We start from the raw sequence: 12609 nt of genomic DNA, 5'->3' as shown, positions 1-12609 counted from the left end.
AGGGGTGGGGCTGCGCGTCGCCCCTGCGCCACACCGATAGGACTGCACGATGACAGAATCCGCGTTTACCGATCTCGACGAAGGTGAAGCGATTTGCTACACCAACCTGTGCCCTGCGGAGTTGATTGAGCTCGCGCTGCAACGCCGCGAAGGCTACCTCTCCCACACCGGGGCTCTGGTTGCCGCCACCGGCAACCGCACGGGCCGCTCTCCCGCGGACCGCTTCATCGTCCAGGAACCTTCCACAGCCGACAGCATCGACTGGGGCGGCGTCAATCGACCCTTCCCCGAGGACAAGTTCAACGCACTCTGGGAAGCGGTGGAATCCCACATTTGCCAGGTGGATCGCTTTGTCTCCACCCTGCACGTTGCCCAGGATCCGGACCACTACATACCCGTTAAAGTAACCACTGAAACGGCCTGGCACGCTTTGTTCGCCAACAACATGTTTATCAGGACCGATAAGTACAATCCGAAGGGAAAGGGCGAGTGGAAGGTACTGCACGCCGCGAATTTTGTCTGTGATCCGCAAGAGCACGGTACCAATTCCGACGGCGCGGTGATTATCAACTTCGCTCAGCGCAAAGTTCTGCTCGCCGGGATGCGCTACGCGGGCGAGTTGAAAAAATCCATGTTCTCGGTGCAGAACTTCCTGCTGCCCGAGAAAGATGTGATGCCCATGCATTGCTCCGCCAACGTCGGCAAGGAAGGGGACACTTGTCTGTTCTTCGGCCTGTCTGGTACCGGGAAAACCACCCTGTCCGCCGACCCGGAGCGCTACCTGATCGGCGACGACGAACACGGCTGGGCGAAAGGGGCGGTCTTCAATATGGAAGGCGGCTGCTACGCCAAAACCATCGATCTGAGCCAGAAGAATGAGCCGGTCATCTGGGACGCGATCCGCTTCGGCGCAATCGTGGAGAATGTGGTCCACGACCTTGAAACGCGCGTGCCCGATTACAGCGATACTTCACTCACCGAGAACGGCCGCTGCTCCTATCCGCTGACTCATGTGGAGATGCGTGTGGAGGAGAACCGGGCGGGCGAGCCGAAGAATATTGTCTTCCTCACCTGTGACGTGTCCGGAGTGTTACCACCGGTGGCCGTTCTGAGCAAAGAAGCCGCTGCCTATCACTTTCTGTCCGGTTATACGGCGCGGGTAGGCTCTACGGAGCTGGGCGCGGAGGCGGGCATTCATCCCACGTTCTCCACCTGTTTCGGTGCGCCTTTCATGCCGCGACCGGCCCGTGAATATGCGGACTTGCTGATGAAGCGGGTCGAGGATTTCGGGGCAAGGGTTTACCTGGTCAATACCGGCTGGACCGGTGGCTCCGGCGGAGCCAATGGCACCGGCGCCCGTTTCCCGATCCCGGTTACACGTGCTGTGATTGCGGCGATTCAGAGCGGAGCTCTGGAAAACGCCGATCTGGAACAATTGGAGACCATGAATCTGGCGATACCCCGTTCCGTACCCGGGGTGGATGAAAAGTATCTGAATCCGCGCAAGGCGTGGAGTGATACCGCCGCCTACGACGAGCAGGCCAGAAAATTGGCCGCCTTGTTTGCCGAGAACATCAAGAAATTCCAGGTGAGCGAGGAGGTGGCAAAAGCGGGGCCAGTGGTCGACTGATTGTCCCTTAACCTGTCGTTCGAAAGCCCGCGGCTCAACAAGCTGCGGGCTTTTTTCGTTGGGCAGTGGTTCGACAGCGTGCTAGTCGGCGTCGCTTCCCGCAAGCGCCGCGAGCTTTCTCAGATTCCAGCGCTCGGTGATCTGCTCGCCCACCAGGAAAAGACACGGCACCAGGACCAGCGTCACCGTTGTTGCAAACAACACCCCGAAGGCCAGCGAGATCACCATTGGAATCAGGAACGCCGCCTGCATGCTCTGCTCGAACAGAATGGGCGTAAGCCCAATGAAAGTCGTTACGGACGTAAGAATGATGGCCCGGAAGCGATCTCGCCCCGCCTGCATTACGGCCTGAAAAACCTCCATACCCTGGGCACGCAGTGAACTGATTCGATCCAGCAGCACCAGGTTATCGTTGACCACGACTCCTGCGCAGGCCACGAAGCCCAGCATCGAGAGCATGCTTACTTCCCGCCCCATGATCAGGTGTCCGATCACCGAACCCATGAAGCCAAATGGAATCGCGGTCAGCACGATAAACGGCTGCCAGTAGGAACGGAAGGCCACTGCCATGAGGCCATAGATTATCACCAGCGAGAACATAAAATTCTTCGCCATGGAGTCGAGGAATTCGTTCTGATCCTGCAGATCCCCGGACACAGCGAGAGTGAAACCGGGGAAGCGCTGCTGCCAGTTTGCCAGGTTGGCGTCGAACAGGTCGCGGACAATCTCGTTGGCGTTAAAGCCTGGTTGCAGGTCCGCCGTGATTACGATCGTGCGCTTGCGATCCAGGCGACGGATCGTGGAATAGCCCGGCACGTACTCGATATCGGCCACCGCGTGCAGCGGCACTTCGCGGCCGTCCGGGGTGCGAATACGCACTTCGTTCAGATGGTCGATGTTGCGCCGCTCTTCTTCCGGATAGCGGAGCATGACCTTCACATCTTCCTTTGCCCGCGGGATGCGTTGCACCTCCGCGCCATAAAAGCCCAAGCGAATCTGCCGGGCGATGTCGTTCAGACTCAGGCCGAGCACCTCGGCATTCTTCTTGAGCGAGAGTTGGATCTCGTCCCGGGGCGACTGCAGGTCGTCCTTGATATCGATGGTACCGGGGTAGCGAGCCAGGGCCTGCTTCACTGCCGCCACAGCCGCTTCCTGATCTTCCGTGCGATCGGAGCGCACGCTCAACTGCAAGCGAATGTCTGCGCTGCGTGTATTGATGGTGAAGTTGATGCGCAGCTCTTCCGCCTCCGGCACTTCGCCAATGAGCTGCCGCCACTTTCGCGCCACGAGCTGCGTGGGCACGTCCCGCTCTTCGGGGGACTTCAAGGCGAGCACGAAGCGGATATTGTTGCCGTAGGCCCAGGTTTGAACGTTGTCGATAAAGTCTTCGGAGCCGTTGATCCTGAGCAGTTCCGGATCTTCGCGGAGCTGTTCAGTGGCGGCCGTCATGCGATCGGTCACGGCCCTGGTCTCGCTGAAGGGCACGCCTTCGCCCAGCGTCACCTGCGCGTCGATCTGGTCGGCCTGAATGATGGGAGCAAAACTGACCCGCAACCAGCCACCCACAAATACCGCCAGGGAAAGGAAGAACGCCACCGTGAAGCATGCCAGCGTGAGGCCGCTGTTGCGCAGAGCGCGTGACAGGAACGGTTGGTAGTAACCGTCCACCACGCGCTGCAGGCCGGCGGAGATTTTCCCGCGCAGCTCGCTGAGGTGGTTGATCGGAGCGAAACGGCTTTTGCGCTCCGGTTTGAGATGGGAGAGGTGCGAGGGAAGAATCAGCAACGATTCAAACAGTGAGAATGCCAGGCAGAGTATGACGATGATGCCGATGGGTGCCGACATGGTTCCCATTTGGCCGGGCACAAACAACATCGGCGCAAAAAAGACCATGGTGCTGATCACGGCAAAAAGTACGGGCTTGCTGACCATGCGTGTGCCGCTGGCCGCCGCGCTGGTGGACCGCAGCCCATGTTCGTAGCGCGAGTAGATACTCTCGCCCACGATGATGGCATCGTCCACAACGATGCCCAGCACCAGAAGGAAGCCGAATAGGGAGATCATGTTGAGGCTGACCCCCAGATACGGAAGCAGCCACAGGCAGCCCATGAAGGCAATGGAGATTCCCACACACACCCAGACCGCCAGCACCGGGCGCAGGAACAGCACCAGAACCACGAACACCAGCAGCAGCCCGCTGAGGGAATTTTCCATCAGCAGGTTCATCCGGTCCTGGAACATCAGCGTGTTGTCCCGCCACAGCTCCACACCGATTCCCGCGGGCAGAGTTCCCTTGATCTCCTCAAGGTATTGGTAGACCTGATCCCGCGCTTTCAGAACGTTTGGATCTTCCGTAAGGTACAAGCGAACGTAAACGGCCGGAATACCATTGAGCAGTGCGACAAAATCGGTCTCTACAAAGCCGTCCTTGATCTCGGCAATGTCCCCGAGGTAAAGCTTGCCGCCGTCGGGATTGCTCACGACGACGATGTTCTCAAAGTCTTCCTCAAAGTAGGCCTGGCCGCGGGTCTGGAGCTGAATGTCTCCGCTGGTGGACTTGATGGTGCCGGCCGGAAGGTTGATGGACGCACCGCGAATGGCGCTGACCACCTGATCGAAGCTCAGATTATAGCGGCGCAGGTTTTCCTCGGAGACTTCAATGGCCACTTCGTCATCGCGCACGGCGGCCAGATCGGCAATGGAAATGTTGGGAAGCGCCGCCAGCTCGTCGCGCAGGACCTGCGCCGTCTGCTTGAGCGCCGATTCATCCACCTGGCCGTAGACCGCAAGGTCCATGATCATGGTGCGCCACTGCTGTTCACGCACCTGGAGCTGTTCGGCGTCTTCGGGGAAGGTGTCGATGGCGTCGACACGGGTCTCCACGTCATTCAGAAGTTTCTGTATGTCGTAGCCCTGCACCGCTTCGATGCGCACGGTGCCGGAACCCTGCCGGGCCATGGAGGAAATTTCCTCGATGCCATCCAGATCGCCGACCGCTTCCTCGATGCGGATGATGATCTGCTCTTCAACTTCCTTGGGGCCGGCACCGGGGTACGGTGCGGAGATTTCGATGATGCCCGTGGCCGCGGTGGGAAAGGCCTCTTTGTCGATGGCGAACAGAGAGGCGATGCCGCCGATAAAGATCACCACCATGCACAGGTTGGCGGCGATCGGGTTTTCCACAAACCATTGAACGATTCTGTTCACGACAACACCTGTTCGAATTCAGTAGCCATCAGGGCCAGGGGCACGGCGCGGTTACCTGGTGGCGCCGTTCACAAGAGTCCTCATCGGGAGGGAAGTGCGAGAGTCGTTTGCAAGGGCCCAGGGCGGCCAGCGAACTCCGCGGCCGGCTGTGGCGCTACGACCATGCCCGGAATGAGGAAGCTCTGACCACCCACCACGATGGCTTCTCCGCTAACCAGATCGCCCTTGATCCAGGCCTGGTCCGGATCGCTTTGCAGAACGTGGACGGTTTGGAGTTGCACGCGGTTTTCGCTGTCGAGGGTGTAGACCTTGTCGTTCTTGAACAGCGCGCGCCGCGGCACCGTTACCACGTCCTGCAGTTCCCGCCCGCTGATGCGCGCATTGACGAACAGGCCCACGGGGAGGGGTGTTCGGGTGGCTCCCGGGCGAGGCGCAAAGGGGTTGTCCACTTCCGCCACGGCATAGTAGAAGCGACTGTTCAGGTCGATGCTGGCATCGGTGCGGGCAATGCGCCCCTGCCAGGTGTATCGCTCCCCGGCAATGGTGCCGGAGATCAGCACCGCGGGCCCAGGATTGTCCGCATCGCCACGGAAACCGAGCGGAAGATCCACAAGCGCGGCCTGGCGATCGGAAAGTGGCAGGCGGATTTGTGCAACGGAAATATCGTAGATGCGTCCCGCAGGGGTGCCGGGGCTCACGTATTGTCCACGGTCCACTCCAGCCTGGCGAACGCGACCGGAGAAGGGGGCCCGCACCCGCGTTCGCTCCAGGTCGAGCCTGGCCTGGTCGCGGTCCGCTTTGGCGGCAGCGACCTGCGCCTCGGCAGCGGCGAGCTGAGGTTTGCGCAAAAACAGGGCGTTGGCTTCCTCGTTACCCAGGTCGCGCCATTCCCGCTCCGCCTGTCGCGCCCGGCCCCGTTCCGTAGCCAGCAGTTGTTCGGCTTCAGCGACCCGGGCTTCGGCGCGAATCAGAGCCAGTTCGTAATCCCGGGGATCCACCTCCAGCAGGGTTTCACCTTCCTCGAAAAACCCGCCTTCCACAAAGTGCTCGTTGACCCACTGGACCGTGCCGGCAACCTGAAGGATCAGGTCGATTTCCCGCCGAGGCTCCACCGTGCCCTGGGAGTCCACACTGAGCGCCTGGGCATCGGGTTCGGCGTAGACAACGGCGACTTGCGGGGGTGGCGGCTCCGTGGGCTCAACCGTACGTGGCGCGGGTCTCAGCGTCAGCAGAGCTGCAACGGCCAGCCCCCCTGCCAGCAGCACCAGCAGAGTCAGCGGCAGTTTTCGCCGCGCGGTGGATGTGGATTGGTTGTCGCTCACCCTGGACAGTCCTCGTGATTGGAGTGCTTTATGGTGCGGCTTTATTTCAAGGAATCAAGGAACTTCAGAATGGCCGCGTTGGTGTCTTCCGGGCGCTCCTGCTGGACCCAGTGGCCGGTGTCGGGGAACAGAGTGACACCACGAAAGTCCGGGGCGACAGCCTGCATGGTGGCGGTAAGCTGTTCGGCACTGCGGCCACCGATCACCACATCCTGTTCACCGGCAATAAAGGCGACCGGGGCTTCGATTTTCACGCCCGCCAGATCCTCGGTGATTTCCCAGTTTCGGTGGAAATTCCGGTAATAATTGATGCCGCCGCGAAAGCCCGCCTCGGAGAATTCCTGCACGTAGTAATCCAGATCCGCCTCGCTCAACCAGTCAGGAAGCTCTTTGGCTGCTCCCAGTCGCGGAATCCAGCCGCCGGCACTCCGCTTAGGGTCCGTCACCTCCGGCGCCTCGCGGGGAGAATCCGGCGAAAGATAGAGTCGGCTGAGGATGCCCCGGGGATCCGCATCGAACTCGCGCTCGGCGACGTTCCATTCCTGGAAGTAGAGGATGTAGTAGAAGTTATCGCCGAAGGCGCGCCGCAGTCCGTCCACGGGAGAAACGGGGGACCGGCCACCGTAGGGGACACTCATGGCCACCAGGCCGGTGTACTTCTCGGGATAGAGGAGCATGGAGTTCCAGGTCACGATGGAGCCCCAGTCGTGGCCAATAAGCACTGCCGACTCCTCGCCCAGCGCGTCCACAATACCCGCCACATCGGCTGTCACCTGTTTGATATCGTAGTCTTCCACGGCTCGGGGCTTGTCGGTTTTGCCGTAGCCGCGCATATCCGGCGCGACCGCGTGGTAGCCCGCTTCCGCCAGCGCCGAGAGTTGGTGACGCCAGGAGTACCAGGACTCCGGCCAGCCGTGCACCAGAATGACCAACGGCCCGGAGCCCGCTTCGGCAATGCGCATCTTGATTCCGTTGGTTTCTATGTAGCGCAGGGTCGGCTCTTCGCTGAACGAGTGACTCGATACCACGAGAGCTGCCAGCAGGCAGAAGCGCAGCAGGCGGCTGGTGGAGATTGGGAAAAGCTTCATGTGTATCCTCGGGAGGTTGTATTGATGATCGGCGGGGCGCTGGTCTTATGCGCGTGATTCGCGAGCCGAACTTCCCTGTTCGGCCTGGCGGGTCGAAGAGAGTTTTTCAACAGCCCGCTAGTCTATCAACACCGGCAGGACCACTGCCGATGGATGTTCGGCATCCAGCAATATGGTGTTGGTGGCTACCCGCGGCTTGGGGGCTTCGCCGGGCGCAGTGCCGCTGTTGTCATTGACCTCGAAACGGGGGGCGCTGCTGGAAGTGATGTGCAGTGCGATTTTGTGGCCCGGCTCAAAGGTGATGGCCGTGTGCCACAGATCGATTTCCAGCTCCACGGGCTCCCCCGGGGTCATCATCTCCACCGCTTCCGGGTAGCGACCGTTTCGATATCGGGTGCGAATGGGTGCGTCCAGGACAATGGCCTCGTAGCCGTCGGGGTAGACATCCACCAGTTTCGCCACGAAATCCGTGTCCGGGCCATCGGTGGCCGCCCACAACTCCACTTTGACCGGACCGGCAATAGTGACGGGCTCGGTGAGTGTGCCAGTCTCGAAACGAAGGTAATCGCCCCGTTTGCCGATTGCCCGCTGGTCCATCGGTCCGCGCTCAAAAGTCAGATTCGCGCCACCCACCGTGGGGACCGGGTTCTCCGGGTCGAATTTGTAGTGAATCGGCCTGGCCTTGGCCGCAGGCCCGGCCGGCGCCAGTTTTTCACCCGGTTGCAGGTAGAAGCGGGTGGGACGGTGGGGCGGCGGCCAGCTCTCGGCGGTTCGCCAACCGTTCCCTTCACTCAATTCGCCCTTGCGGGCGCTGGCCATGTTGAAGTAGCGCACGGGCGGCTCTTCCATGACGCCGTTGTCCTGGCCTTTCAACCAGTAATCGAACCAGCGAATTTCGTCGTCGCTCTTGCCCGTGGCGCCCAGGCTGTCCACATCGGGGTAGGCGAGGTCACCGGAGAGATTGCCGTGGCCAAAAGGCCCCATCACCAGTTTCTGTTTGCCCTTGGCCCCCGGGCGACCGAACTGCTGCAGGTACATGAAGTTGCGCACACTGCCGTAGGCGAAGATGTCGTACCAGCCGCCCACATTGAACATGGGGATGGTGATTTTGCTCAGGTTGGGAGCTGTGTCCCGCAGCTGCCACTCCTCATCCCAGACAACCCGACGCTTGAGGGGCGGTACCTGATCGCCGGCGCCCTGGCGCCGCATCCAGTCCCCTGTGTCGGCCTGTTTGAACACGCCGCCCATGAAGGAGGCCTCATCGAAGCGCAGGTGGGGCGCCACGATCACATAGGCCGCTTCCAGACTCGGGGGATTGGCTGTTGCTGCAAGGTTGGTGGCGATGCCCATGGCCGAGGCGCCGGTCATGCCCACCTTGCCGTTGCTCCAAGGCTGTTTGGCTGCCCATTCGACGGTGTCATAGCCATCTTCACGGTCGTTGTAGAAGGGAATGTAATCCCCTTCCGATTTACCCGTGCCGCGCACGTCCTGGACGACGTAAACGTAACCGTTGTCCGTGTAGCGCTGATGGCTGCCGCCACGGGCCATATTCTGCTTAAGGTAGGGCGTGCGCATCAGAACCACGGGCCACGGCCCCTCGCCTGCAGGCTTGTACACATCCGCCGCAAGCTTGACGCCGTCGCGCATGGTGGCGAATTCCTCCACGGCGGGACTGGGCTGGGGTTTGGCCTTCTGGGACCAGGCGGTGGACGCATTGAGAAGCAGGAGGGCCAGAAGGCTCGCCTGCCAGAGTGCAAAACGGGGGATTTTCATGGTCGGGTCTCCCTGCTCGTTGTTATCGGGCCCTGCATTATTATTCGCGGGCGCCGTCCTGCACCGATTCTAAGGAAAGCGTGGGAGGAATGAACGACTGGTTGGTTAAGAGATGTAAGCCCGAATGGGCTCTGGCAGCCCTTGGGAGATCGGGTTTTATCAGGGAAGCCCGGCCTGCTGTTCGATGCGGCGGTTGAGGTCGTCGATCCAACCGTTCACCTGCCGGTCCGGTCCATCGTCTCCCTGGAGGAACTGATAGATCTTGAAGTGCTGAAGCGCTTTCTGCATCTGCCCCAGGTACAGATCATAGAGAATTCCGATATTGCGATGGGTCGGCGCATGTTTGGCCCAAACCTCCAGCGCGTTCAGGTACTGCTCTTCCGCGGCGGCAAAATCGCCCGCTTGACGCTTCAGCAGAGCAAGCCAATTGTAGGCATCCAGGTTGAAACGATTGACCTCGATGGCCCGGGCAAAGGCTTGCTCCGCCAGTTCTGACCTTTTGGTGCGGTGATAGACAATGCCCAGGTTCAGATGGGGGCCTGAAAGCTCCGGGTACGATTCGGTAATCCGCACGAGCAGATTTTCCGCCTCCGACCAGCGCTGTTCGTCCATGGCGCTGATGGATGCTTCAAATAGCTCCCGCGCCTGCCGGGGCGCAGTGGCGCGACTGGATAGGTAGGGGTTTTGATCCGGAGCGGAGACATCCAGACCTTGAGGTACTTGCCCCGCCGCGTTCTGGGGCGTGTTGTTCCGCGTTGGTGTCAAGCCACACCCGGCGACCGTCAAGGCAAGCGTCACCACCAGCAGGCGGACGGATACAGGCCAGGGGCCGCGGATAATGGACTGGGTGGCAGGGTTGCGCACGTGCTCCTCCTTGCGATGCGCCGAACGTAACGGCAGCTTTGGCATCGGCGGCAAGCTGCTGTTCCGTCTGCCTGACGTGGTGGCGGCGATTGTCTCGCCGGGAGGGGCCCGTGTCAGGTTTATGCCGCCATTGCAGATCGCCAATCAAATGCAGTTCCCAATCAACTGCCGACCCACTCCACACTGAACTGCCCGGGACGGGTCTGATTGGCGACGATGCGAAGCAACTGGCCCAGCTCCGGCGGCGCATCTTGACGGAGACCGATGTTGCCGCGGATGGCATAGGCGCCAGCGAGCGTGAAGCGTGAATTCAGATCCAGTTCCAGCGGCCCCTCGATGTCGAAGACCTGGGCCCCGACGCCGCCCTCTCCGTCTTCTGTGAGGTCGAAGGCGATGGTTCCCAGATTCACCCAACTCTGGCTGTTGTGGTAGCTGGCGCCGCTCCAGCTGCCGCTGCCACGAAGGCTGCGAACCTGATCTTCTGCCAGAGTCATGTGAACGATCTGCGCATCCACTCGCCCGCGCACGCGCACGGGGGCCCAGATCTCGGCGATGGCGGCGGGAACACTGACTTCGGTATCTTTCAATATCAGGCGGTTACCCAGGCCCGCGCAGGCCGTGCCGGACGCAGTCTGGCCATTGAGCTCGGTGTTGAAACGGGCACAGGGAGAAAGTGTGAGGAGAGACCAGGGGTTCAGCGTCCAGTCCAGCCGACCAAGGGAATAGGCCTCTCCCCCGTAGGGCAGCACTACGTTGGCCACCTGGCCGTTCCAGACGGTGCCGGTCACGCCGTCCATCTGGAGGGGTAGTCCCGCCAGCCAGATACCCCATTGGGCCGGGGTATTGCGGACCACCAGGGCGAGCCAGACCAGCAGCGGCAGCAGAATCCAGGCGAGCCCTTTCAATTTCTTCTTCATGACATCAACCTTTGTTCAGTCGCACCGTTGCCATTACCTGACCCGGCTGGTTTGCAGCGATCAGGGACAGGTATTCCACCTGCACCTGCTGATTGGTTTCCAGATCGTGGAGCCACTGGAGAACCTTGGCCAGATCCGCGTCGTCGAAACGCACAGCGGCACTCTGACCGTCGGCGCTTGGGTCCATTGAGGTCGCGCGCAGGCCGATGCTGCTGGTGGAGCGATCCACAAGGTTGGCCATGCTCACCTGTTGCTGGCGAGGCTGCTCCGACGCGGTGCGCTGGTGGTGTTGCAGGGTGGCGGCCAGGGTTTTCACGCGCGCCAGTGAGGCTGCGGTGGCTTCGTGTCGGGTTTCTGCATTCTCGGCAGCGCGGCTCAAGGGACGCAGGGCGAACATCCAGAGCACGTAGATGGCCAGCACGACGGCGCAGATGGCGATGGCAATCTGATCCCGGCGAGTCTGTTGATAAAACCAGTTCATCATTGCGCGGCCCTCGTGATTGTCATGTTCGCCTGCTGACGATCGCCCGCACGACTCATGTTTTGTGGAGTGGCCCGCAGCCCTGCGGCGTTAATGGCGTTGCTCAGATCCAGAATGTCGCTGTTGGACTCGGCTTCAAGGGTCACCTGCATTTCGTCCCGCTGGTCGTTGTAGGTGAGGCGGCGGACGATCACTTCGTCGTTTTCGGCGATCAACGGTCCGATGGCCGCAAGCATTTCAACGACGCTACGGCCACTCGACTCGCCCTGAAATTCTGCAATCTTGGATCTCAGTTGTTGCTCGGGATTGGCGATCACCCCCTGGGGAACTACCTCGCGAAAGGCAGCGTTGATTTCCTCGCGCAGCTCCGCAGTCGCGTTGTTGTTCACCTGCATTCGGGCAATGTTGACCCCTACATAGGCGAACAGGGCGATGCCGGCCACCACGGCCACCGTGCGCCATTCGCGCCACCATTTTCTGATCGGAAGCTGCCGGGCCAGTTCGCCCTGGCGCAGATCGAGGGAGTCGTAACGATCCAGAGCGAGACTGTCCCAGCGCTCGGAAAGCTGCAGTTCGATTTCCAGTTCGGTCAGGTGCTCATGCACCGGGGCGGGGAGGCTCTCGTAGAGCTGGTCCAACTCTTCCTGTCGGTCGGCCATCAGGAGGAGCTGTTGCGGCATATCGCTGTCCGCCAGGGAGGCAAGGGCCGGACCTGTCATGGATGCCTCCACGGCAAAGCCGAGACCGGGCCCGTAGTGGGCTTGCAGCTCGTCATCCAGGCGCAGGGTCCAGCCCGCCTCAGGGCGGGGCAACAGCAATGGTTCAGGGATGCAGTGACTGACCTCGAAGCCAAGGGCCTCCAGGTCCTGAATCTGCTCCACGAGCCATTCGCGATTCACGTAAGCCGTGGGAACCACCCCATCACCCGGCTTGCCGATGGCGAAGTGGAGTTCGTCCAACTCGGTGGTGAGGTCGTCCTCCAGTTCGTAAGGAACAAGTCGCGCCAGGTGGCGGCGCTCCTTGCTGCTGAAAGGAACCCGCTGGGTGACCACTTCCGTCCCGGAGAGCAGCAGACAGACTTCGAGGTTGCTGCCGGGAAGTGCTTCGCGCAGCGCATCACCATCCCCCTCGCGCGCGGGGCCGAGCCACTCTCCGGTGCGCGTACAGGGCCGCCATCGATAAACGGCGACTCCGTCCTCGTCCCGGTGGATTTGCTTGATCAGCGCCTCAACGGCCAATGGTTTGTAACTGGTTGTGGCCACTCACTGCCTCGATATTGTTGTTGCGAATGGAATCCCGCCCCGTGGTCGGTTTTTATCAGTACGCC

9 protein-coding genes are annotated in these 12609 nt (G+C 61.1%); 1 reads left to right on the top strand and 8 read right to left on the bottom strand.

Going from position 1 to position 12609, the window contains the following annotated elements; translation table 11 throughout:
• Positions 1-49 precede the first annotated feature (49 nt).
• Positions 50-1630, top strand: coding sequence for a phosphoenolpyruvate carboxykinase (locus tag ACURWW_RS14030; RefSeq protein ID WP_445617628.1), 1581 nt, complete (start codon positions 50-52; stop codon positions 1628-1630).
• A gap of 81 nt (positions 1631-1711) precedes the next feature.
• Here the strand turns inward: ACURWW_RS14030 and ACURWW_RS14025 are convergent, their stop codons facing one another.
• From ACURWW_RS14025 to gspL, 8 genes are all read right to left on the bottom strand, one after another.
• Positions 1712-4837: an efflux RND transporter permease subunit gene (locus ACURWW_RS14025; RefSeq protein WP_445617627.1), complete on the bottom strand. Its 3126-nt coding sequence runs from the start codon at positions 4835-4837 to the stop codon at positions 1712-1714.
• A gap of 80 nt (positions 4838-4917) precedes the next feature.
• Positions 4918-6159 carry an efflux RND transporter periplasmic adaptor subunit gene (locus ACURWW_RS14020; protein WP_445617626.1) on the bottom strand — a complete coding sequence of 414 codons (1242 nt, stop codon included), beginning with the start codon at positions 6157-6159 and terminating at the stop codon, positions 4918-4920.
• 41 nt (positions 6160-6200) lie between these two features.
• A complete protein-coding gene (locus tag ACURWW_RS14015) occupies positions 6201-7247 on the bottom strand; it encodes an alpha/beta fold hydrolase (RefSeq protein WP_445617625.1) in 1047 nt (348 codons plus the stop codon).
• 117 nt (positions 7248-7364) lie between these two features.
• Positions 7365-9020 (bottom strand): CocE/NonD family hydrolase, encoded by a 1656-nt coding sequence (locus tag ACURWW_RS14010; RefSeq protein WP_445617624.1) that lies wholly within the window; start codon positions 9018-9020, stop codon positions 7365-7367.
• Between the two features lie 159 nt (positions 9021-9179).
• Positions 9180-9884: a tetratricopeptide repeat protein gene (locus ACURWW_RS14005; RefSeq protein WP_445617623.1), complete on the bottom strand. Its 705-nt coding sequence runs from the start codon at positions 9882-9884 to the stop codon at positions 9180-9182.
• Between the two features lie 161 nt (positions 9885-10045).
• Positions 10046-10801: a type II secretion system protein N gene (locus tag ACURWW_RS14000; protein ID WP_445617622.1), complete on the bottom strand. Its 756-nt coding sequence runs from the start codon at positions 10799-10801 to the stop codon at positions 10046-10048.
• 4 nt (positions 10802-10805) lie between these two features.
• Positions 10806-11285 (bottom strand): type II secretion system protein GspM, encoded by a 480-nt coding sequence (gene gspM / locus ACURWW_RS13995; protein ID WP_445617621.1) that lies wholly within the window; start codon positions 11283-11285, stop codon positions 10806-10808.
• Positions 11282-12544, bottom strand: a complete 1263-nt coding sequence (gene gspL, locus ACURWW_RS13990; RefSeq protein WP_445617620.1) for a type II secretion system protein GspL — start codon at positions 12542-12544, stop codon at positions 11282-11284. The genes gspM and gspL overlap by 4 nt, the downstream gene beginning before the upstream one ends.
• Positions 12545-12609 lie beyond the last annotated feature (65 nt).

This window comes from Gilvimarinus sp. F26214L, assembly GCF_054401055.1.
The sequence above is the reverse complement of the archived record's forward strand: the minus strand, read 5'-3'. Positions and strand labels throughout refer to the sequence as shown.